The sequence below is a fragment of the Methylocystis sp. genome (genome assembly GCF_050246715.1).
GTDB lineage: Bacteria > Pseudomonadota > Alphaproteobacteria > Rhizobiales > Beijerinckiaceae > Methylocystis.
In genome coordinates this window covers 1-21,836 of record NZ_JBFWVN010000053.1, presented here as the reverse complement: position 1 = coordinate 21,836, position 21,836 = coordinate 1, and the positions used below count along the sequence as shown (strand labels likewise).

The window sequence follows — 21,836 nt, the reverse complement described above, 5'->3', positions numbered from 1 at the left end:
GAGAACGGCAGGCTGGTGGCGAGCGCAGCCGGACCGCAGGCGACGAAGCGTCCCGAAGATTGGAGCGCTCTCGAACTGGCGGATGAGTTCGCAAAGGACATAGCGCAGGCAAGCGCCGCCGGGCTCTCGACCGATATATGCGCCGCGCAACATCGCGTCATGTCCCGGTTGGGAATTGAGTGGGACTCGGAGAGCGGCAGGCTGGTGGCGAGCGCCGCCGGACCGCAGGCGACGCAGCGTCCCGAAGAATGGAGCGGTCTCGAATTGGCAGCTGAGTTCGCAAAGGAGATGGCGCAGGCGAACGCCGCCGGGCTCCCGATCGATGTCTGCTCCGTGCAACATCGCGTCATGTCCCGGCTAGGAATTGAGTGGGACTCGGATAACGGCAGCCTGGTGGCGAGCGCGGCCGGACCGCAGGCGACGCAGCGTCCCCAAGAATGGAGCGGTCTCGAATTGGCGGCTGAGTTCCGAAAGGAGATGGCGCAGGCGAGCGCCGCCGGGCTCCCGACCGATGTCTGCTCCGCGCAACATCGCGTCATGTCCCGGCTAGGAATTCAGTGGGGCTCGGAGAACGGCAGGCTTGTGGCGTCGAAGTGACAACGCCCTTGATGACATAGGCTGAACGCGACCCTGGGCGCGCCTCCGAGAGGCTTTGAAGAGGCTTTGAAGTGACTAAAACCACGGGAAAAGGCGCTCTTCCGCTTGGTGCAGCGACCGTGGGCGATGCCGCCATGGTGACCATCCCCCTCGCGGAATACGAGGAACTGCTGACGGCCCACCGTCTCTGCGGCGAAGCTCAAGCGACCGCTTCCGTCCCTCTATTCAGGCGTCCATGGTGGGAAATTGACACGGAAGTAGCTGATTTTGTTAGATCAACCTTCGGGAAGATGCCTCTCGGGAACATGCCGGCAGCCGTGGCGGACCGATTTTCGCTGGAGCGGACACCCTCGAAATCGGGGATTTTTCGATACATGAATGTATTAAGAGGGCGGCCGGCCGATAGGCCAAAGAAGAAAAGCCGAACCGCGCCGATGCGGCGAAACCCACATTCGAAGGCCAAATTCCCGCCTACGGCCGGCTGATCTCACCTAATCCCGGTCAAATAGCGATGTCGATACCAGCGGCGATCTATATTCGCCGCGCGTCTCGCATGCTAGACGGTCCGACCCCTTAAATATTGAGGAATTAGCGGCGCTCATGTCACAGGTCGTCACCCGCTTCGCTCCGTCGCCCACCGGCTTTCTACATATTGGCGGCGCGCGCACGGCGCTGTTCAACTGGCTCCACGCCAGGAAGCACGGCGGACGAATGATGCTTCGCATCGAGGATACCGACCGCGAACGCTCCACGCAGGCGGCGATCGACGCCATCATCGACGGGCTCAACTGGCTCGGCCTCGATTGGGATGGCGAGATTGTCTACCAGTCGTCGCGCGCCGCGCGACACGCCGAGATCGCCGAAGCGCTGCTGGCTGAGGGCAGGGCCTATCGCTGCTACGCGACGGCGCAGGAACTCGAGGAGATGCGCGAGAAGGCCAAGGCGGAAAAGCGCCCCTGGCGCTATGACGGCCGTTGGCGCGATCGCGATCCCGCCGAGGCGCCGGCAGGCGCGCCCTATGTCGTGCGCATAAAGGCGCCGCAGGACGGCGAAACCGTCGTCGACGACGCGGTGCAGGGGCGGGTGGTCTTCCAGAACAAGGACCTCGACGATTTCATTCTGCTGCGTTCGGACGGCGCGCCGACCTATATGCTCGCTGTCGTCGTCGATGATCACGACATGGCTGTCACGCAGATCATTCGCGGCGACGACCATCTCACCAATGCGGCGCGGCAGACGCATATCTATGAGGCGATGGGCTGGACGCTGCCGGCTTTCGCGCATATTCCGCTGATCCATGGGCCTGACGGCGCCAAGCTTTCCAAGCGCCACGGCGCGCTCGGCGTCGACGCCTATCGCGGCATGGGCTATCTGCCGGCGGCGCTGCGCAACTATCTCGTGCGCCTTGGCTGGTCGCAGGGCGACAAGGAGTTTTTCACCACGCAGGAGATGATCAAGTCCTTCGATCTTGCGCAGGTGCATCGCTCGCCGGCGCGCTTCGACTACGCCAAGCTCGAAAATATGAACGGCCACTATTTGCGCGACAGCGACGACGACGAACTGTTCGACGCTCTCGTCGCGACGCTTCCTTTTCTCGAAGGCGGCGAGGCGGTGGCGCAGGCGCTCGACGACAGGAAGCGCGCGCAGTTGCGCGCCGCGCTTCCCGGCCTCAAGGCGCGCGCGAAAACCTTGAACGAGCTTCTCGACGGCGCCGGCTTTCTCTTCGCGCATCGCCCTCTGCCGCTCGATGCAAAGGCCGCGCAGCTTCTGTCGACCGAAGCGCGCGCGCGGCTTGCGACGCTAGTCGAAAAATTTGCGGTCCTGCCGAATTGGACAGCTGCGGCTACCGAAGCCGTCGTGCGCGATCTCGCGACGGCGCTCGGCGTCAAACTCGGCGATCTTGCGCAACCCTTGCGCGCGGCCCTCACCGGGCGCGCGACGTCGCCCGGCATTTTCGACGTGCTCGAAATATTGGGGCGCGAGGAAAGTCTGGCGAGAATTTCCGACCAGGCTGCTGTCGGTTAGCGCCGCTTGCCGTCGCGGCTTTCGCGCAAACCAAGATCGCTGACGAGATTTTCGGCGCCACGCCGATTTCCGCGCCAAAGGAACCAAGGGCGCGACGCATGATGCGCGCGAAACATAGCGCGCGCTTGACAGGCCTCGCCGTTGCTATAGCTTTTTGCGCTGCACAAATGATCGGAATGCGCATCGGCGTGCGAAGGATGCCACGACATCGCGAATGCGACGCAATTCATGCTTAGCCTTCGCCGCGCGTCGCGCCGCGAACCGGCTCGTCGTGAGGCGGGACGTTTGAGAGGGGAGCGGGCATGCCGGAGAAGAACGGTATCTTCAAGATCGGCGACACATCGGTCGACTTGCCGGTCATGGACGGAACATTGGGGCCGTCAGTTGCGGATATCCGCAATCTCTATGCCGCAACCGGTATGTTCACCTTCGATCCCGGCTTCACGTCGACTGCGTCCTGCGAATCGAAGATTACCTTTATCGACGGCGAAGAGGGCATTCTGCTCTATCGCGGCTATCCGATCGAACAGCTCGCCGAACATGGCGACTTTCTCGAAACCTGCTATCTGCTGCTCTACGGAGAGCTGCCGTCGGCCGCTGAAAAAGCCAATTTCGACTATCGCATCACGCGCCACACCATGGTGCATGAGCAAATGGCGCGCTTTTTTCAGGGCTTCCGCCGCGACGCCCATCCGATGGCGGTGATGGTCGCCTCGGTCGGCGCGCTTTCGGCCTTCTATCACGACTCGACCAATATCGCCGATCCCACTCAGCGCATGGTCGCGTCGACGCGCATGATCGCGAAAATCCCGACGCTCGCGGCGATGGCCTATAAATATTCGATCGGCCAGCCCTTCGTCTATCCGAAGAACGATCTCGACTACACGTCGAACTTTCTGCGCATGTGTTTCGCGGTTCCCTGCGAGGAATATAAGGTCAATCCCGTACTGTCGCGCGCGCTCGACCGAATCTTCATCCTGCACGCCGACCATGAGCAGAACGCATCGACGTCGACCGTTCGACTGTCTGGTTCATCGGGCGCCAATCCTTTCGCCTGCATCGCGGCGGGCATCGCCTCGCTGTGGGGGCCGGCGCATGGCGGCGCCAATGAAGCGGTCTTGAAGATGCTCGGCGAAATCGGCACGCCGGACCGCATTCCTCAGTTCATTGCGCGCGCCAAGGACAAGAACGATCCGTTCCGGCTGATGGGCTTCGGCCATCGCGTCTATAAAAACTACGATCCGCGCGCGAAGATCATGCAGCGCACGACGCGGGAAGTGTTGAACGAACTGGGCGTCAAGGATGATCTGCTCGACGTCGCGCTGGAGCTCGAGCGCATCGCGCTGCACGATGATTATTTCATCGAGAAGAAGCTCTATCCCAACATCGACTTCTATTCCGGCATTACCCTCAAGGCGATGAATTTCCCCACCGCGATGTTTACCGTGCTATTCGCGGTCGCGCGCACGGTCGGCTGGATCGCGCAGTGGAAGGAGATGATCGAGGACCAGGGTTCGCGCATCGGCCGTCCGCGCCAGCTTTATACCGGCGAGAAGCAGCGCGACTATGTGCCGATGTCAAAGCGCTGATCGAGGGCTGGGGAGCGATCTCTGCGGCGCGCCTTGAGATATTCCTTCAGTCCCTTCTCGCCCTGCGGCGTCGTCCAATAGTGATTGAGGGCGAAGAGCGGCCAAAGGACGGGCGCGAGGAAGCGCATGCCCGGACGATCGATCTTCACCTCGAAGAGGAGCGCGACATGCACATCGTCGCCGCGCTGGGTTAGCGTCGCGCTCCACGCGCCGTCGAGATCGCCGCAGGTGCGGACCGCCACCTTGCGCGGCGGCTCCAGTTCCGTCGCCTCGATCATGAAATTGAGGGTGAAGGGCAAAAAGCCGCGCACCTTCGCCCGCAGCCTTGCGCCGACCTGAGGCGCATCGCCCGGCGTTAGCCGCTCGGCCTCGAGATAGACGCCTTTCCACCATTGCGGCAAGAGTTCGCCACGCGCCAGCACGTCATAAACTTCTTCAACGCTGGCGCCCGGAATGTCCCAGCTTTCGTCGAAATTGAACACATGCGCCGACATCGCCGCCCCCATATGCAAGGCCCTATGGCATAACGCCGCAAATGCCGGTTTGGATGCGCCCTGTTCAATTCCGGCGGCTTTGGATTAGATGTGGCGCGACCATATTTGCAGGACGAATGACTCCTGGCGATCGGGTAAAGAATATTTTTCCTCACCCTCGTCCTTCGAGACGGCCTCTTCGAGGCCTCGTCAGGATGAGGAAACTCTTCGCCCGACGGCCCTGAAGACTTACTGGAGCGCCCTTGACGCAATTTTCCGATCTCATGTTCGACACCCGCGTCGCCGCCGAGAGCTTCGCCGACTTTCTTGCGGGCGGAAGATTGCGCCTTGGCGTCACCGGCCTCTCGCGCTCCGGCAAGACCGTCTTCATCACCGCGCTGGTGCATAATTTGACGCGCGCGCTCTCGGCCCGCGGCGACAAGGGCGTCGACAGCAAGACTCAGCTGCCGGTGTTTCGTCCGCTCGCCGAAAGCCGTATCGTTTCGGCGCATCTCGACCCGCAGCCAGATTACAGCGTGCCGCGCTTCGCTTACGAAGAACATCTCGCCGCGCTCGCCGGCGCCGACCGGCATTGGCCGGAGTCGACGCGGCGCATTTCCGAATTGCGGGTGAGTCTCGAATATCGCGCCAAAGGCTGGTCGCTGCGCAAAGGCCTCAGCCAGGGGCCGGCGCGGCTCGACATCGACATTGTCGACTACCCCGGCGAATGGCTGCTCGATCTGCCGCTGCTCGGCAAATCCTATGCGCAATGGTCGCATGAGACGCTGGAGGCGGCGAGCGTTTCGGCGCGCGCGATGATCGCCAGCGAATGGCGCGGGCTGACGGCGCAGACCGACGTCAAGGCGCGCTATGAGGAAGAAACCGCGCAGACTCTGGCGCGGGCCTTCACCCAATATCTGCGTCTCGCGCGCACTGACCGCTTCGCGCTGTCGAGCCTGCCGCCGGGACGCTTTCTGATGCCCGGCGATCTCGAAGGCTCGCCAGCGCTGACCTTCGCGCCGCTGCCCGTCGCCGAGGGCGAAGAATTTCCCTATCGCAGCCTCGGGCGCGAAATGGAGCGCCGCTACGAAGCCTATAAATCGCAGGTGGTGCGGCCGTTCTTTCGGGATCATTTCGCGCGGCTCGACCGTCAGATCGTGCTCGTCGACGCGCTCGCGGCGCTGAATTCCGGACCGGAGGCGGTGCGCGATCTCGAAAACGCGCTGACCGGCGTGCTGATGGCGTTCCGCACCGGCCGAGCCAATCTGTTCTCGACGATCTTTCGGCCGAAAATCGACCGCATTCTCTTCGCGGCGACGAAGGCCGACCATCTGCATCACACCAGTCACGACCGGCTCGAAGCGATCTTGCGTCACCTGACCGCGCGCGCCATCGAACGCGCCGAGGGAGTCGGCGCGACGATCGACGTGATTGCGCTCGCCGCCGTTCGGGCGACGCGCGAAGCGATGGTGCGCCATGAGGGCGAACAGCTTTCCGCGATCGTCGGCGTCCCGGCCGCGGGGGAGCATATCGGCGATGAAGTTTTCGACGGCGTGGCCGAAGGCGCGATTTTTCCCGGCGAGCTGCCGGCCGATCCGCGCGACGTTTTTCGCGGCGAGGCGCTGGCGGTTTCCGACGAAGAGGCCGAGTTCCGCTTTCTCAAATTCAGGCCGCCGGTCGCGACGCTCGGCGCCGACCAAAAGCCGCTGCCGCTGCCGCACATCAGGCTCGATCGGGCGATGGAGTTTCTTCTCGGCGATCGATTGAGCTGACGCTACGCCGTCGCCGCCAATGGCCTACCTATTGCAGGCAAGTCGTTCACAATCTTAAATTGTGGGAGCCGCCTATGGAAGGCCATGTCTATAAGATCGTCGAACTCGTCGGGGCGTCGCCCGACAGCGTCGAGGACGCCGTGAGCGCCGCGCTAAAGCGCGCCGGCGAAACCCTGCGTCACTTGCGCTGGTTCGAAGTCGTGCAGATTCGCGGCAACATCAACAAGGGCGTGGTCGCCGAATATCAGGTGGTGCTGAAAGTCGGCTTCACCCTCGATCGCGACGACTAGGGCCTGACATGGGGCGGCGCCGCTTCTGACGGGCTCATCGGCGCCGTCACCCCGCCCCGCATTGCTGCGCAATGCGACTCTCCCCCTCAAGGGGAGGGTGAGCGCTCGCAGCGTCAATTCTCCCGCCGCCATTTGGCGCGGGTTGGAAAGGGCGGTCCGGGACGCCTCGGCCCCGTTACTCGGCCGAGTGGCACTCACGCTTTGGATGACGCCAATCGAGACGGCCCCCTCGTCCTTCGAGACGCGCGCTGCGCGCGCTCCTCAGGATGAGGGGGCCTTAGTTTGCGCATTTGAAACGCTAAACGTTGCAGAGGCAAATAGCAGTCCTCATCCTGAGGAGCGCCTGCAAGGCGCGTCTCGAAGGACGAGGACTGCGATGGGAGGCTCGGCGGAGCGAGCTCGGTCATCAATTGGGCAAACGAGCATTGAAAAATGCCTCGGCGCAATCGTTCCACGTCATGCCCGGCCTTGTGCCGGGCATCCACGCGGCGCCGCTGCGCGCACATCGCAAGCATGGCGCAACCTCCAGGCGTGGATGGCCGGGACATGGGCGAGAGAAAGGACGCCGTGTTTGGCGGCGTTGTCCGGCCATTTGCTCGCGCACAGGATTTCCGGTAACTCTTCCGGAAGGAGGTCCGCAAATGCCGAAGCCGCAAAAGTCCAGCGTCCAACTCTATCGACAGCGCATGAAGCGAAAGGGCCTCGTGCGCGTCGAGGTGCAGGCGCGCAAGGAGGATGTCGCGCTGGTTCGCGGCGTCGCCGCCGCGCTCGCCGATCCTGCCCGTGAAGCGGAAATTCGCGCTCTTCTCCGCGATGTCGTGGCTCCCCCGGCACCGGGATCGCTCAAGGCGCTTCTCGCCGCCGCGCCGCTCGAAGACGTCGACCTTGAGCGCTCGCGCGATCTCGGCCGGGACGTTGATATTTGAACGTTCTCATCGACACGAATGTGATTTCGGAAATTCGCAAAGGCGCGCGGTGCGATGCGCATGTCGCCTCCTGGTTCGCGTCCGTAAACGACGATCAGCTTTATCTCAGCGTGTTGACGCTCGGCGAAATCCGCCGAGGGGCGGAAAAGCTGCGGCGACGGGATATGAATGGCGCCGAGGCTCTCGATCGCTGGCTGGTTGATGTCGAACGCGCTTTCGTCGGACGCATACTGCCGGTCGATAGCGATGTCGCTCGAGAGTGGGGGCGCATGAGCGCCCTTCGAACGGTCCCTGTCGTGGATTGTTTGCTTGCGGCCACGGCCAAAGCGAATGATTTGACGCTTGTGACGCGCAATGTTCGAGACATAGAAGGACTCGGCGCCAAAATTCTCGATCCCTTCGCGCCCGTGAAACCCAGGAAGGGGCGTTAACACGCCCGCCCAACTCCCCGGTTCACAAATCCTTCGTTCTCGATTAGGGTCCGCGCCAAGTCCGCTCCCCGGCCGGGGCAGCGGGTTTTTCGCATTTTTCGCGCTATCTAAGCCGCGCGGCCGAAGTCGCGGCGGAAAGCGCCCTGCAAGGAACCACATGGCCAAGGAAGAACTGCTCGAATTCCCGGGAATCGTCACCGAACTGCTGCCCAGCGCGATGTTTCGCGTCAAGCTCGAAAACGACCATGAAATCATCGCCCACACCGCCGGCAAGATGCGCAAGAACCGCATCCGCGTGCTGGAGGGCGACAAGGTGCTGGTTGAAATGACCCCCTATGATTTGACCAAAGGCCGTATAACATATCGATTCAGGTAATTTTCTTCTGGCGGAGCGACCGTCGTGACAGCTAATCCTCCCATCGCCCGTCCCAAGCTCATTCTCGCCACTGCTTCGCCGCGGCGCCTGGCGCTATTGCAGCAGGCGGGGCTCGACGCCGACGCGCTGCTGCCCGCCGACATCGATGAGACGCCGCACCGCGGAGAATCACCGCGCGCCTATGCGATCCGAATCGCCAGCGAGAAGGCGGCCGCCGCCGCCAAGCTCAGGTCGACGCGGCCCGAGCTGAAAGATTCATTCCTCATCGCGGCCGACACCGTCGTCGCCGTCGGCCGGCGCATCCTGCCCAAGGCCGAGACTCGGGAAGAGGCCGATGAGTGCCTGCGGCTCCTGTCCGGACGCCAGCACCGGGTCTATTCAGCGGTAAGTCTGATCACGCCGCGCGGCTTCGAGCGCAAGCGGCTGGCCGAGGCGCGGCTGCGTTTCAAGCGCCTCGGCTCGACCGAGATCGAAGCCTATCTTGCGACCGGTGAATGGCGCGGCAAGGCCGGCGCCTATGCGATCCAGGGCCGCGCCGGCGTGTTTGTGGTGAAAATCGTCGGGTCTTATTCGGCGGTTGTCGGCCTGCCGCTCTATGAAACGCTGTCGCTGCTGGCGGGCGAGGGATATCCCGTGCTCGCGCCGTGGTTCGCGATGGCGTAGGCGTTACGTCCCGATGTAGCGCCGCGAGAATCGCGCCCCGAGCCGGGTGAGGATCTCATAGCCGATGGTGCCGGCGCGCGACGCCGCTTCCTCGACGCAGATGTTGTCGCCTAGAAGCTCGACCCATTCGCCGCGCTGCGCGGCGTCTTTCGGCGCATGGGAAACATCGAGCACGACATAATCCATCGAGACGCGGCCGATGAAGGGGCAGCGGACGCCGCCGACCAGCGCTTCTCCCGCCGGCTTTTCACCGCAGGCGGTGGCGCCGACCGGCACGCCGTCGGCATAGCCGACGCCGATCGTCGCGATTCGCGTGTGCTTATGCGCCGACCAGAGCGCGTCATAGCCGACGCAGGCGCCAGGCTCGATCTCGCGCGTCGAGAGGATGCGGGCCTTGAGGCGGGCGACGGGATGCACCGGGCATTCCGCATAGGGCGTCGGATTGCCGCCATAGAGCGCGTAGCCAGGTCGAATCAGATCGAAATGCGGGCGCTGCGGCAGGAAGACGGCGGAAGAATTCGACATCGACGCCGGAATGTCGGCAAAGCGCGCGCGGGCGTCGAGGAAAGCCTCGATCTGGCGTTCATTGCGGGGTTCGTCGCGCAGTTGCGAACAGACGAAATGGCTCATCACCAGCGTCGGCGTGATCTGGCGGGCGCGCTCGGCCGCCTCGGCCGCCTCATGGATTGGCACGCCGAAGCGATTCATGCCGGTGTCGAAATGGATGACGGCCCGAGGTCTATGGCCGATCGTCGCCCATTCCTCGATTTCGCCGAGCGAACCCAGGGCGGGGATGAGATTGGCGGCGACGAGGCGCAGCGCCGCGCCAGGAACGAGGCCGTCCAGCACATAGATGGTCGCGTCGGGCGCAACCGCCCGCGCCGCTTCGCCTTCGACGACATTGGCGACGAAGAAGGTTCGGCAGCCAGCGGAGAGCAGCGTGCGCACCGCCGGCGCGAGCCCCAGCCCATAAGCGTCGGCCTTGACCACCGCGCCGCATTCGGCGCCGGCCGCGAGCCGCGCCATCATCCGCCAATTGTCGGCGAGGGCGGAGAGGTCGACGGTCAGAACGCCGGTTTCCGCCGGATCCAAGGGTTCGGTCCGGGGCCGCAGTCGCGCAGCGGGTTCGATGATTCCCATCTCGACGCCATTTTAGGCGCCAAAAGGCGGCGTCTAGATGGCGCCGACATTTTGTACCTAATTCGGCAACAGTCGTTCGAATTTCGTGCGAATGTCAGAGGGCAGGCGGCGAGCCCGGCCGGCTTCGACGCAGACGATCCGCACCTTTGCGCGCACCAGCAGCTCCGCCTGCCGCAAGACCCGCTGCTCCAGCATGAACGAGGCGCCGCCGATTTCGAGGGCCTGCGTTTCGACGGTCAGTAGGTCGTCCATCGTCGCCGGCCTTTGGAAGTCGATCTCCATCGAGCGGACGACGAAGAAAATCGGCGCGCCGGCGGCGCCTTCGAGCAACGCCCGCTGATCCATCCCGAGCGCGCGCAACATTTCCGTGCGCGCCCGCTCCATGAAGCGAAGATAAGAGGCGTGATAGACGAGGCCTGAAAAATCAGTGTCCTCGTAATAGACGCGAATGGAGAGGCGCTGATACGGCTCGATCGTCTTCATTTGTTTCGTCTGGCGGCGCGGGGGTGAATTTCACCAGGAAAAGCGGATTTTGTCTTGAACGCCGCCGTTCTTGATACCAAGCGACATAAGCGCATTTATAGGAATATGCTCTCGCCGGCGGGAAAGGGCGCCGCTCGCGCCCTCAAAGCGAGTCGCAACAATAGCTGAGGAGCTCCCACATGTCTTTCCAGATCGGCGACACGGCGCCGGATTTCGAAGCCGTCACCACCCAGGGACCTATCAAATTCCATGATTGGATCGGCGATTCCTGGTGCATTCTGTTCTCGCATCCCAAGGACTTCACGCCGGTCTGCACGACCGAGCTCGGCTATATGGCCAAACTCGAACCGGAATTTAAGCGGCGCAACGTCAAGGTCATCGGCTTGAGCGTCGATCCGGTCGACAATCATTCGAAATGGGCGGTCGACATCGAGGAAACCCAGGGCGCGAAGCCGACATATCCGATGATCGGCGATCCTGATCTCAGCATCTCCAAGCTCTACGGCATGCTGCCAGCGGCCGCCTCGGGCGACGCCAGCAAAAGGACGCCGGCCGACAATCAGACCGTGCGCAATGTCTTCGTCATCGGACCCGACAAGAAGATCAAGCTGATCATCGTCTATCCGATGACCACGGGCCGCAACTTCGACGAAGTGCTGCGCGTCATCGACTCGCTGCAGCTGACCGCCAAACACAAGGTGGCGACTCCCGTCAATTGGCGCCCGGGCGACGACGTCATCATCTCCGGTTCGGTCTCCGACGACGAAGCGAAGAAGATCTATCCGGACGGCTGGAACGCGCCGCGGCCCTATTTGCGGATCGTGCCACAGCCGAAGTGAGCGGGACGCGCACCGTGTGATCGCAGCGCGTACGAATTCCGGCTGATCTTTTCTCAGGGTTCCGAACTCGGGTTAATTTCAGCTCGCTTTCAGCGGTCATGGCCGGGCTTGTCCCGGCCACCCACGCCGAGACATCGCGAAACGCATCGGGCGGCGACGGTATTTGGCTCATGCTTTAAAAATTGGTGCGCGTAGTCGCGTGGATGGCCGCGACAAGCGCGGCCATGACGCGGCGAGATGGCGCCTCGTTAACCTGGATTCGGAGCCCTGGATCTTTTCTCTTGGAGCTTGTCGTTCCCGATCGCGCGCGTTGCGCGCGTCGCGAATGACAGGGCCCGAGCCGTTCAAGGTATTTGAGTCACTCCTCGCTTTCCTCAAACAATCCGAACTGCCCTTGAGGCCTTGCCGGTTCGGCGAGGCCGAGGTGGCGGAAGGCGTGCGGCGTCAAGAGGCGCCCGCGCGGCGTGCGCTGGAGAAAACCCTGCTGCAGGAGGAACGGCTCGATAATGTCCTCGATCGCGTCGCGCGGCTCGGAGAGCGCCGCGGCGATTGTCTCGATGCCGACCGGCCCGCCGCCGAAATTGACCGCGACCAGAGTGAGGTAACGGCGGTCCATCACATCGAGGCCGATCGTGTCGACCTCCAGCAGCGACAAGGCTCGGTCGGCGAGCTTGCGGGTGATCGACGCCGCGCCGTCGACGATGGCGAAGTCGCGCACCCGTCGCAGCAGGCGGCCGGCGATGCGCGGCGTGCCGCGCGAACGCCGCGCGATTTCCTTTGCGCCGGCGTCCTCCATGCCGATTCCGAGCACGCGCGCGCCGCGCTTGACGATCAGCTCCAATTCTTCCGGCGTGTAGAAATTCAGCCGGACCGGAATGCCGAAACGGTCGCGCAGCGGCGTGGTCAGAAGACCCGCGCGGGTCGTCGCGCCGACGAGGGTGAATTTCGCAAGGTCGATCTTCACCGAACGCGCCGCCGGGCCCTCGCCGATGATGAGGTCGAGCTGGAAATCCTCCATCGCGGGATAGAGGATTTCTTCCACGGCCGGATTGAGTCGATGAATTTCGTCGATGAATAGCACGTCGCGCGGCTCGAGATTGGTGAGCTGGGCGGCGAGATCGCCGGCCTTGGCGATCACCGGGCCGGAGGTCGAGCGGAAGTTGACGCCAAGTTCGCGCGCGACGATCTGCGCCAGCGTGGTCTTGCCCAGTCCCGGCGGGCCGACGAGCAGCACATGATCGAGCGCGTCGCCGCGCGCCTTCGCCGCTTCGATGAAGACCTTGAGATTGGCGCGCGCCGCCTCCTGGCCGGTGAAATCGGCGAGCGACAGCGGCCGCAGCGAGGCATCGGCGTCGTCGTCACGCTGCTCGGGGCTTAGAAGGCGCGCGGGCGTGGTCAAACAAGCGGCTCCATGCGCTGGCGCGGGCGCTGTGATATGATGCGGCAAACGGAGCCGCGCCGTGAATCGCCCGTCCTCGCAATATGAGTATATGTCCCTCGATGATTTCGAGGAACTTCTCCCCGACAAGCCCGCCGACGAGAAATGGGAGCTGATCGGCGGCCGTGTCGTGCGTATGATGGTCGGCGCGCGGTGGGAGCATCATCTCATCGCGCAGAATCTGGCTTTCGGATTGCGGAGGCGCTTGTACGAGAAAGGCGCCGGATGCCTGGTCTTTCTCGAAACCTTCTACATGAAGAAAAAATCGATCGAGTCCGCGACCCTGCCCGACGTGATGGTCCGTTGCGGCCCCATGGAGCTGGGCGCAACTTCCGCTGACGACCCCACAGTGCTCGCCGAAGTTATGTCGGATGGCAGCAAGGCGCGCGATCGCTTCGAAAAATGGGCTGTTTATCAAAAGCTGCCAAGTCTCAAACATTACGTCCTGGTTGAACGCGACCGGGCTCACATCGAGACCTTCGACCGTATCGGGGAGGAATGGGTGGGGGTGCGCATCCTCGATGGTCTCGAGGCTACGCTCGATCTGCCGGCGATCGGCGTCAGCATCCCGCTCGCTGAAATCTACCAAAACGTGATCGCCCCATAACCGCCGCAGCTCAGCGCGCGAGTTCGCGCAACCCTTGGCGAATCAGCGCGCCGGCTTCTGCGCCGTCGCCAAGCTGCTTCAAGCTTTCCGCCACCGCCGCCGCCGCCTGCGGGCGCCCATAGCCGAGATTGACCAGCGCCGATATGGCGTCGCGCGCCGCCGATGGCGCCCCTTCGCTTTCTTCGCCCGAGAGCCGAACGATGGCGGGGTCGACGGCGCCGAAGGCGGGCGCCTTGTCTTTGAGCTCCGCGACGATGCGCGCCGCGAGCTTCGGGCCGACGCCCGGCGCGCGCGCGACCGTCGTCTTGTCCTGCATGGCGATAGCTGACGCCAGATCGTTTGCGGAAAGAATCGACAGGATCGCCAGCGCCACTTTGGCGCCGACGCCCTGCACAGACTGCAGCAGCCGAAACCAGTCGCGTTCCGCCTCGCTCGCGAAGCCGAAGAGGCGGATCGAATCTTCGCGCACCTGCGTCTCGATGGCGAGCGCGGAGGCCTCGCCGGCGCGCGGCAGATTTTGCAGCGTGCGCGTCGAACAATGCACGACATAGCCGACGCCGTTCACGTCGAGGATAACGAAGTCCTCGCCATAGGAGTCGATCAGGCCTTTAAGTTTGCCGATCATCGCCGCGGCTCCGTCATCGCGAGGAGCGAATGCGACGAAACGATCCAGCAGTCGCGCCGGGAGGCTGGATTGCTTCGCTTCGCTCGCAATGACGGCCGCGATGCTGCGCATGGCAGATCGCGACGGCCAGCGCGTCGGCGGCGTCGGCGGTGGTCGCGGCGCTCAAGGGCAACAGCACGCGCACCATCATCTGCACCTGCGCTTTCTCGGCATGGCCGGCGCCGACGACGGTTTTCTTCACAAGATTGGCGGCATATTCGGCGATGACGAGGCCGGCGAGGGCGGGGACGGTCAGCGCCACGCCGCGCGCCTGTCCGAGTTTGAGCGCCGATTGCGGATCGCGATTGATGAAGGTCTCCTCGATCGCCGCTTCATGTGGCGCATGATCGGCGATGACGCCCATCAGCCCGTCGTGCAATTGCCGCAGGCGTTCGCCCATGTTGAGGCTTGCGTCGGAGCGCACGCGTCCGCAGGCGATGAAGGACAACCGCGAGCCCTGCGCCTCGATCACGCCCCAGCCGGTGTTGCGCAGGCCGGGATCGATGCCGAGGATGCGAATCGGGGCAGGGGTCATGGCGCCAGCGTAGGCGGAAAGCTGCGGCGGGGCGAGCCTTTGCGGCGTTTCGCCATTTTAAGGCGGTTGCGTATCGGCCCGCTCGCGGGTTTTTCCGTCCAGCAGACAGCTGACGGTGACGTCGCCCATAACGTTGATGGCTGTGCGGCAGCGGTCCAGAAACCAATCGACGGTCAATAGCATCGCGATGTAGTCGGTGGGCAGCGCGACGGCTTTGAAGACCATCGTCATCGTCACCAAACCCGCTTCCGGAATGCCGGCCGCGCCGACGGATGCGACGATAGACGTCACAACGACGATGAACTGTTGGCTCAGCGTCAATTGCATGCCGAGCAATTGCGCAACGAACAGAGCCGACATGGCTTCATAGAGCGCCGTGCCGTCATTGTTGAAATTCGCGCCCACGAGCGCGCCCATACTGGCTGACTGTTCGCGCAGCCCGACATTGTCGCGTAGCCGCGCATAGGTCACCGGCATGGTGGCGGTGGAGCTGCCAGTGGAAAACGCCATCACCAGCGCGTCGCGCACGCCCCGCAGCACATAGAGCGGCGGCGCCCAAGACTCCAGTTTCACGCGCGTGAGATAATAGCCCGCCTGCAATGTCAGCGCCGCAAGGACGGCGACGACAAAGCCCCCCAGGGCGAGAAAATCGCGAAAGCCTTTCACGCCGATGATGCTGGCGACGACGCCGAAAACCGCCAGCGGCACGAGGTCGATGATCCAGTGCAGAATCGTGATGAGGCTCTCCAGCGCCACGTGAACGAGATCTTCGACGGTGCGCACTTCATGGTGGCGCAGACTTCTCAGGGCGACGCCCATCGCCACGGCGATGAAGATGACGCCCATCACCGCGCCATTGTCTGAAAATGGCCCAGCAATGCTCTTGGGCACGTTGTCCAGGAATTGCGCGAGGGGATTGGCGGCCGCCGCGGCCTTGGCGGACTCATGCGCCGGCGTGGCGTGCGACCATGAACCGGGCTGAAGGACGTTCGCGACAAGGAGACCGATGCCGATCGCCACCAGCGTGTTTGTCGCCAGCAGCGTGACCAGCCGCAGCGCCTGCCGTCCGCCAAGATGCGCGCGCATCAGGGCTTGCATGATCGCCAGCAGAATCAGAGGCGGCGCAAGCGCGCCGAGCAGGCGCAGGACGAGTTTCGCGGGAATTTCGAGCGCCGCCGCCTGCTCGCCAAGCGTGACGCCGACGGCGACCCCCAGCGCCACCGCGCCGATGATGCGCAGATACAGCGGCGTGGCGCGCCACCAGCCAAGGGCGTCCCGCCGGCTGGTCGACTGTTCCCCATGTTGTGAGTTCAAATGGGACGACCCTTGTCTTGACGCGAGACGGCTATTGGGCGTGCGTCGGAGCGACAGAACCAGAGCTTGTCCAGCCTTTTCGGCCTGCGATCAAGCCTCCGCCTTCCCCACTGCCTCCGCAACGGCGTCAAAGGCCAGCATGGTCGAGCCGTGGCGGGCCTTGTAGTTGCGCACAGGCTCCAGCACCGCGAGGTCGGCCCATTTGCCAGTCGGCGGCGGGCCGTTCTCCTTGAGCATTTTGCGCAGCGCTTCGCGCGCCTCGCGCAGCTCCTGCGGGGTCGAACCGACGATGTTGCGCGCCATGATCGAGGCCGACGCCTGGCCAAGCGCGCAGGCCTTCAACTCCTGAGCGTAATCCGCCACCTTCCCGTCGCGGAGATTGAGATCGACGGTAATCGTCGAGCCGCAGAGCTTGGAATAGGCAGAGGCGGTGGCGTCGGGATGCGCCAGCCGGCCGAGGCGCGGAATATTTCCGGCAAGCTCCAGAATGCGTTGATTATAGATGTTGTTCAGCATCGCCGCCGGCGCGTTTCCAGCCAAGGCCTTACCATCGCCTCGGTCAAACTCTATATAGGTTTTTGCGCGACTTCGCGAAAGCGATGGCCGCGCCGGGGCGACCTAGGCTCCTGTTCGTCTCGAATTCTCGCGTGATCTCTACCCATCAGGAGAGGGCGACGATTTGAGGGGCGCCTTGCACGTTTCGTGCTAGGCGATAGGCGGCCGACGCGCCCTTAAGCGCGGGCGGCGGTAGTAAAATTTGGAGGCGCCACATGGATGACGTGGTTAAGACCTTTCCCCTTTCGTCGCTGGAGCCGCCTCCGCCGATCGAGCGCCCGAGCCGCGCCGAGGCGGAGGCCGCCGTGCGCACGCTGTTGCTCTGGGCCGGCGACAATCCCGACCGCGAGGGGTTGCGAGAAACGCCGCGCCGGGTGGTCAAGGCCTATGAGGAATTCTTCAGCGGCTACCAGGAAGGCGCCGACGAGGTTCTGTCGAAGGTCTTCGAGGAAGTCGAGGGCTACGACGATCTCGTTCTTGTGCGCGACATCCCCTTCACGTCGCATTGTGAACATCACGTCGTACCTTTCGTCGGCAAGGCCCACATCGCCTATTATCCCAACGGCGGGGTGGTCGGGCTCTCCAAGCTCGCCCGGCTCGTCGAGATTTACGCCCGCCGCCTCCAGACCCAGGAGGCGATGACGGCGCAGATCGCGGCCGCGATCGACGAAGCGCTCGCGCCGCGCGGAGTCGCCGTGATGGTCGAAGCGGAACATATGTGCATGTCGATGCGCGGCGTGATGAAACAGGGGTCGTCCACGGTCACCATGCAGTTTTCCGGCGTGTTCCGCGACGATCCGGCCGAGCAGGCGCATTTCTATACGCTGCTGCGCGGAGCGCGTTGATGTCGCAGGCGGTCAAGGAGCCGGCGGTGAAGACGGACCTGGAGGAGGGGGTCGTCTTCGCGCCGAAATTCGACGCCCACGGCCTCATCGTCTGCGTCACCATAGAGGCCTCGACGCGCGACGTGCTGATGGTCGCCTATATGAACCAACTCGCGCTTGAGAAGACGATCGAGACGGGCTTCGCCCATTATTGGTCGCGTTCCCGGCGCGAATTGTGGCGCAAGGGCCATACCTCCGGCCAGACCCAGAAGGTTCTGTCGTTGCGCGTCGACTGCGATCAGGACGCCTTGCTGCTAGAGGTCGAAGTGGGCGGCGACGGCAAAGCCTGCCATACCGGGAGGAAATCCTGCTTCTATCGGGCGCTCAAGGGCGATGGCGCGCTGATCTTTGCCGCCGAGGGCGGATAGGCGAAGCTATCTGGCGGAAAGTTAACCTTAAAGCCATTTTCGAGGCGCAGCCTGATCGCCAAATATGGCTTGCGCCGATTCAACGCCAAAGGGAGAGCCGAGCAGGAATACCGGTATGATATCGCTACGCTCACCCAACCCTCAAAATCACGGCGCCGACGCCGGCAGCGCGATGACGGACGCGCCGCATGCCCCACCGACCACCGTCGTTCGCACGGCGGATGCGGAGGCGAAGCACGAGAGACGCGGACAACCGACCATCGGATTGGCGCTTGGCGCCGGCGCGGCGCGCGGCTGGTCGCATATCGGCGTGCTGCGCGAGCTTTCGGCCCATGGCATCTATCCGGACGTGATCGCGGGCACGTCGATCGGCGCGGTGATCGGCGGCTGCTATGCCGCTGGCAAGCTTGATGCGATCGAAACCTTCGCGCGCTCGCTCACCAAGCGGCGAGTCTTCACGCTGATGGACCTTTCGTTTTCGGGCGCCAGCCTGATCACCGGCGAAAGGCTGCGCGCCGCGCTTGAGAAGGAGCTTGATGAGCTAAAAATTGAAGAACTGCCGATTCCCTTCGCCGCCGTCGCGACTGAAGTCGGCACGGGCCATGAGGTGTGGCTGCAGCATGGATCGGTGGCGCTCGCGATCCGGGCGTCCTATGCGCTGCCGGGCATTTTCGAGCCGGTGCGGATCAGCGACCGCTGGCTGTTCGACGGCGCGCTCGTCAATCCGGTGCCCGTCACCGTCTGCCGCGCGCTTGGCGCCGAATATGTGATCGCGGTGAACGTCACCGCCGACACGATGTATCGCGCGCGCGTCATTCGCGACGATCCTGCCGCGCTCAAACGCGCGGCGGAGGCGGGGCCTTTCGCAGAAAAGCCCGACCTTTCCTTCGCGGATCGCTTCCTGCCGCGCTATTTCGACCGCCAGTCGAGCGACGCGCCCAATGTCGCCACGGCGATGATCGACGCGTTCAACATCATTCAGGACAGAATTCTGCGTTCGCGGCTGGCCGGCGACCCGCCGGACGCGACCATCACCGCGCGCATGGAGGAAGTCGGGATGTTCGACTTCCACAGGGCCGATCAGCTCATCCATGTGGGCAGCGAGGCGACCAAGCGGGCGTTGCCCAACATTTTCGCCCACATCCCGCTGCCGAGCGCCGTTTGATCGAAGTCGGCGCCGCGAAATCAGCTGCGCCAACGCCGGCCGGCTCGCCAACACTCCCGATTAAGTTATTTCAGGGCGTCGCCTAAGCCTGGGCGATGTATTCGCGCATCGAGCGGTGTTCCTCCTCGATGACGCGGATCCGGTATTTCACGACGTCGCCGATCGAGATGAGGCCGACCAGCCGGGATTCCCGGACCACCGGAATGTGCCGGCGCCGTTCGACGGTCATCACGCGCATCGTATTCTCGACCGCGTCCTCTTCTCGGGCCGGTTCGGGATGTTGCTGCATAAAGGACGATATGGGCTGCGTCATCGCCTCCGGACCGTTCAGCGCGACTGCCGAAACGATGTCGCGCTCAGCGATGAGACCCATCAGTCGGCCGCTGTCGTCGAGAATGACGATCGCGCCGATCCTGTATTGCATCATCAGTTGCGCCGCCTCTTGCAGCGTCGTGTCGGCGCTCGCAGTCACCACCTCTCTTCCTTTCTCTGCGAGTATGTTGGCGATCGTCATCTGGTCCTCCTCTTCGCTCTCAACCGGGCTCCCTCGCCGGCCGAAAGGCGTCACTGCGAACTCAAGCCATGTCGGCCCACGCGATCAAAGAAGCGGAAAAACAGCAGGCCGAACAAAAACCCCCCGACATGCGCCTCCCAGGCGATGGCGCTTGACGCCCCGGCCGCCTGCGGAAATGCGCCAAGAAGCAGGTTCGCCGCTAACCATGCAATCAGGAAAAACATCGCTTGCCGGTTGAGCGCCAATTGCGACAGCGAGGTGGAACTCCGTCCCTCGTCGTATGGCGTTCGCGTGCTGCCCCTTGCGTCCGCCAGTCGCGCTCCTGGCGTGAATGCGAAACGCACAATTGCCCCCATTGTTCCTGAGATTGCGCCCGACGCCCCGACGATCGGAGCGATTTCGTATGGGTGCAGCGCAAGATAAAACAGCGCGCCCGCGACCGCGCTGGCGGCGAGAAAGAGCAGATAGCGCGTAGAGCCGAACCGGCGTTCGACCGGCGTTCCGAATGCGGCGAGCGCTAACATGTTGACCACAAGATGCGTCCAGTCGCCGTGCAGGAACGAATAGGTCAGCATGGTGGCGTATGCGGCGCCGCCTTCGATTGTCACGCGCACCGGAATGAAAGCGAATGTCGCCAACAGCCACTGAGCGAATTCCGCAGGACCGTAGGCGACGACGAATTGCAGGGCTGTCACCGCGACGATGAGGGTCTTCGTCGCTTTCGGCAGATTGAAGATTGGCTCCCGCGCTGCGGGCATTTCAGCTCCTGTCCGTTTGCCGGGCGAGGGCCCGCAGAGCCGCAATGCTAACCAGCGCGAGCGGTCTAGGCGAGCGTCCCAATTTGACGCGCCGGCGCCAGGGATCGAGCGGCATGTGTGAAGGTCCGATCGATAGGCATTGGCGCTGCAGGTGTGGCGCAATAGTATGTTTTATTTTGATTTTTTTGTGTTGACGAAGGGTCGACGCGCGGCGCTGCGGCCGCTGCCGTGGCGATGGCACGACCCCTGCTGCGTCGGCGAGAGGAGGCAAGGCCGTGAGGGCGGCGTGCCAATCTTGGGCGGGGGCGCGACAAGCGTCGGGCGAATATTGATGAAATTGCCGGTTACGAGGGATCTTCACGACTATTGGGATCGCTTGAAGGGCGAACGCGCGGCGCCGGATCGGGCGGACATTGATCCCGTCGCCATTCGCCAGATTCTGGCGGACACATTTATCATCGAAGTGGACGCCTCCCGTCGCTTTCCGCTTCGGCTCTGCGGCGCTCGAATCAACGCGCTCTGGCTCGCCGAACAAAAGGGCCGCCAGTTCCTGAACTGGTGGTCGAGCCAGCATTGGCGCGACATTGCCGCAGCGCTTCGCCAGGTCGTCGACAAGGAAACGCCGCTTTTGGCGCATGCCGCGGGAGCGGCGGGCGGCGAATCGGCGGAATTCGAACTGCTGCTTTTGCCTCTGCGCCACTTCGGCGCCCGGCGTTCACGCGTTCTGGGGTCGCTTGCGCCCATTCGGCCGCCGGTATGGTTGGGAATGCGCCCGATCGGATATCTCGACGTCGTCGCCTCGCGGACCTTGTCTGAAAAAGCGATGGAAGCATCAGACGATGATTGGCCCCTCGGCTCGGCGAGGCGGATGGCCGCTGCCGATGGCGCTTCTCGCTCCTTTTCTTGATCGCGCACGGTTTGTCATGCCCGGCTGGCCGAAGGCCTGACCGGGCAGAGCGCCCGATCGCGCGAAGCGCGCGCCGGCAATGACGCCTCCTATTTGCGGATATTCCGAACGCTCTCAAAGATCGCGCCGCAACGCAGCATCCTCATCGCGTCGGCATCGTGAGCGAAGCCGCAGATCCTTCGTTGCGCGTCATCGCCAAGGCGGCGGCGGAGGGGCTTTCGACCGACCGTTCGCGACGCGGCGCAGACCCTTCCGGAGCTTGCTGTGGCGCCGGCGCCACACCTGCCGAAAATCCGACGAAACGCCAAGGAATTCCCAGGCTTTCGAATTGATTGTGCGAGGCGTCGACTGATTGTATTGGGTCCATGGCGAGCGATCGCTTCTTGGTGCCACCGGGCTAGGGTCTGTTGGGATTTGGGATTCTCATCTGAGCTTGGCTGTGATTCAAGCTTTTGATGAACCGATTCGTTTTGACTGACGCCCAATGGGCGAAGATGGAGCCCTTTTGTCTTGGCAAACGGGG

The 21,836-nt window shown here is 63.5% G+C and carries 25 protein-coding genes; 15 read left to right on the top strand and 10 right to left on the bottom strand.

The window, feature by feature from the left end:
* From AB7I51_RS14585 to AB7I51_RS14575, 3 genes are all read left to right on the top strand, one after another.
* Nucleotides 1-597, top strand: a 597-nt coding sequence (locus AB7I51_RS14585) for a hypothetical protein (RefSeq protein WP_428406304.1), incomplete at its 5' end; no start/stop codon positions are given.
* Nucleotides 598-1,197: 600 nt separating this feature from the next.
* On the top strand, nt 1,198-2,622 hold the full coding sequence (gene gltX, locus AB7I51_RS14580) for a glutamate--tRNA ligase (protein WP_428404892.1): 1,425 nt from the start codon (nt 1,198-1,200) through the stop codon (nt 2,620-2,622).
* 302 nt (nt 2,623-2,924) lie between these two features.
* Nucleotides 2,925-4,211 (top strand): citrate synthase, encoded by a 1,287-nt coding sequence (locus AB7I51_RS14575; RefSeq protein WP_428404893.1) that lies wholly within the window; start codon nt 2,925-2,927, stop codon nt 4,209-4,211.
* Here the strand turns inward: AB7I51_RS14575 and AB7I51_RS14570 are convergent.
* Nucleotides 4,187-4,705, bottom strand: coding sequence for an SRPBCC family protein (locus AB7I51_RS14570; protein ID WP_428404894.1), 519 nt, complete (start codon nt 4,703-4,705; stop codon nt 4,187-4,189). The genes AB7I51_RS14575 and AB7I51_RS14570 overlap by 25 nt on opposite strands.
* A gap of 242 nt (nt 4,706-4,947) precedes the next feature.
* Here AB7I51_RS14570 and AB7I51_RS14565 point away from each other — a divergent pair, with 242 nt between their 5' ends.
* The 6 genes from AB7I51_RS14565 to AB7I51_RS14540 all read left to right on the top strand — a co-directional run bounded on the left by AB7I51_RS14565 (nt 4,948) and on the right by AB7I51_RS14540 (nt 9,142).
* On the top strand, nt 4,948-6,456 hold the full coding sequence (locus AB7I51_RS14565) for a YcjX family protein (RefSeq protein WP_428404895.1): 1,509 nt from the start codon (nt 4,948-4,950) through the stop codon (nt 6,454-6,456).
* Nucleotides 6,457-6,530: 74 nt separating this feature from the next.
* Nucleotides 6,531-6,746, top strand: a complete 216-nt coding sequence (locus AB7I51_RS14560; protein WP_428404896.1) for a dodecin — start codon at nt 6,531-6,533, stop codon at nt 6,744-6,746.
* A 641-nt stretch (nt 6,747-7,387) separates the two neighbouring features.
* Nucleotides 7,388-7,672 (top strand): hypothetical protein, encoded by a 285-nt coding sequence (locus tag AB7I51_RS14555; RefSeq protein ID WP_428404897.1) that lies wholly within the window; start codon nt 7,388-7,390, stop codon nt 7,670-7,672.
* Entirely contained in the window at nt 7,669-8,103 is a 435-nt protein-coding gene (locus AB7I51_RS14550; RefSeq protein WP_428404898.1) for a type II toxin-antitoxin system VapC family toxin, read from the top strand. Before AB7I51_RS14555 ends, AB7I51_RS14550 begins: the two co-directional genes overlap by 4 nt.
* 157 nt (nt 8,104-8,260) lie before the next feature.
* Complete coding sequence (gene infA / locus AB7I51_RS14545; RefSeq protein ID WP_016920926.1) at nt 8,261-8,479, top strand: translation initiation factor IF-1; 219 nt, start codon at nt 8,261-8,263, stop codon at nt 8,477-8,479.
* A 24-nt stretch (nt 8,480-8,503) separates the two neighbouring features.
* Nucleotides 8,504-9,142 carry a Maf family nucleotide pyrophosphatase gene (locus AB7I51_RS14540; protein ID WP_428404899.1) on the top strand — a complete coding sequence of 213 codons (639 nt, stop codon included), beginning with the start codon at nt 8,504-8,506 and terminating at the stop codon, nt 9,140-9,142.
* Nucleotides 9,143-9,145: 3 nt separating this feature from the next.
* On the opposite strand, the gene alr is transcribed toward AB7I51_RS14540, so the two are convergent.
* Nucleotides 9,146-10,282 (bottom strand): alanine racemase, encoded by a 1,137-nt coding sequence (alr, locus tag AB7I51_RS14535; RefSeq protein WP_428404900.1) that lies wholly within the window; start codon nt 10,280-10,282, stop codon nt 9,146-9,148.
* 57 nt (nt 10,283-10,339) lie between these two features.
* Nucleotides 10,340-10,765, bottom strand: coding sequence for a tol-pal system-associated acyl-CoA thioesterase (gene ybgC / locus AB7I51_RS14530; protein WP_428404901.1), 426 nt, complete (start codon nt 10,763-10,765; stop codon nt 10,340-10,342).
* A gap of 179 nt (nt 10,766-10,944) precedes the next feature.
* On the opposite strand from ybgC, the gene AB7I51_RS14525 reads away from it, so the two are divergent.
* The gene (locus AB7I51_RS14525) at nt 10,945-11,604 is read left to right on the top strand and encodes a peroxiredoxin (RefSeq protein WP_428404902.1); all 660 of its coding nucleotides are present in this window, start codon (nt 10,945-10,947) and stop codon (nt 11,602-11,604) included.
* A 358-nt stretch (nt 11,605-11,962) separates the two neighbouring features.
* Here AB7I51_RS14525 and ruvB read toward each other — a convergent pair whose 3' ends face one another.
* Nucleotides 11,963-13,003 (bottom strand): Holliday junction branch migration DNA helicase RuvB, encoded by a 1,041-nt coding sequence (gene ruvB / locus AB7I51_RS14520; protein WP_428404903.1) that lies wholly within the window; start codon nt 13,001-13,003, stop codon nt 11,963-11,965.
* Nucleotides 13,004-13,064: 61 nt separating this feature from the next.
* Between ruvB and AB7I51_RS14515 the strand changes: the two genes are divergently transcribed.
* Nucleotides 13,065-13,649 (top strand): Uma2 family endonuclease, encoded by a 585-nt coding sequence (locus AB7I51_RS14515; protein ID WP_428404904.1) that lies wholly within the window; start codon nt 13,065-13,067, stop codon nt 13,647-13,649.
* Between the two features lie 10 nt (nt 13,650-13,659).
* Here AB7I51_RS14515 and ruvA read toward each other — a convergent pair whose 3' ends face one another.
* The 4 genes from ruvA to AB7I51_RS14495 form a co-directional block, all read right to left on the bottom strand.
* Nucleotides 13,660-14,274: a Holliday junction branch migration protein RuvA gene (ruvA, locus tag AB7I51_RS14510; protein WP_428404905.1), complete on the bottom strand. Its 615-nt coding sequence runs from the start codon at nt 14,272-14,274 to the stop codon at nt 13,660-13,662.
* 13 nt (nt 14,275-14,287) lie between these two features.
* Entirely contained in the window at nt 14,288-14,848 is a 561-nt protein-coding gene (gene ruvC, locus AB7I51_RS14505; RefSeq protein WP_428404906.1) for a crossover junction endodeoxyribonuclease RuvC, read from the bottom strand.
* Nucleotides 14,849-14,905: 57 nt separating this feature from the next.
* On the bottom strand, nt 14,906-16,162 hold the full coding sequence (locus AB7I51_RS14500) for a dicarboxylate/amino acid:cation symporter (protein WP_428404907.1): 1,257 nt from the start codon (nt 16,160-16,162) through the stop codon (nt 14,906-14,908).
* A gap of 90 nt (nt 16,163-16,252) precedes the next feature.
* A complete protein-coding gene (locus AB7I51_RS14495) occupies nt 16,253-16,678 on the bottom strand; it encodes an iron-sulfur cluster assembly scaffold protein (protein ID WP_428404908.1) in 426 nt (141 codons plus the stop codon).
* A 254-nt stretch (nt 16,679-16,932) separates the two neighbouring features.
* Here AB7I51_RS14495 and folE point away from each other — a divergent pair, with 254 nt between their 5' ends.
* The 3 genes from folE to AB7I51_RS14480 all read left to right on the top strand — a co-directional run bounded on the left by folE (nt 16,933) and on the right by AB7I51_RS14480 (nt 19,134).
* Complete coding sequence (gene folE / locus AB7I51_RS14490; RefSeq protein WP_428404909.1) at nt 16,933-17,562, top strand: GTP cyclohydrolase I FolE; 630 nt, start codon at nt 16,933-16,935, stop codon at nt 17,560-17,562.
* Nucleotides 17,562-17,969: a phosphoribosyl-AMP cyclohydrolase gene (gene hisI / locus AB7I51_RS14485; RefSeq protein WP_428404910.1), complete on the top strand. Its 408-nt coding sequence runs from the start codon at nt 17,562-17,564 to the stop codon at nt 17,967-17,969. Before folE ends, hisI begins: the two co-directional genes overlap by 1 nt.
* A 172-nt stretch (nt 17,970-18,141) precedes the next feature.
* Nucleotides 18,142-19,134, top strand: coding sequence for a patatin-like phospholipase family protein (locus AB7I51_RS14480; RefSeq protein ID WP_428404911.1), 993 nt, complete (start codon nt 18,142-18,144; stop codon nt 19,132-19,134).
* 82 nt (nt 19,135-19,216) lie between these two features.
* Here AB7I51_RS14480 and AB7I51_RS14475 read toward each other — a convergent pair whose 3' ends face one another.
* Both AB7I51_RS14475 and AB7I51_RS14470 read right to left on the bottom strand, forming a co-directional pair.
* Nucleotides 19,217-19,648, bottom strand: coding sequence for a CBS domain-containing protein (locus AB7I51_RS14475; RefSeq protein WP_428404912.1), 432 nt, complete (start codon nt 19,646-19,648; stop codon nt 19,217-19,219).
* A gap of 50 nt (nt 19,649-19,698) precedes the next feature.
* Complete coding sequence (locus AB7I51_RS14470; RefSeq protein WP_428404913.1) at nt 19,699-20,406, bottom strand: rhomboid family intramembrane serine protease; 708 nt, start codon at nt 20,404-20,406, stop codon at nt 19,699-19,701.
* 331 nt (nt 20,407-20,737) lie between these two features.
* On the opposite strand from AB7I51_RS14470, the gene AB7I51_RS14465 reads away from it, so the two are divergent.
* Entirely contained in the window at nt 20,738-21,313 is a 576-nt protein-coding gene (locus tag AB7I51_RS14465; protein WP_428404914.1) for a PAS domain-containing protein, read from the top strand.
* The last annotated feature ends 523 nt before the right edge of the window (nt 21,314-21,836 follow it).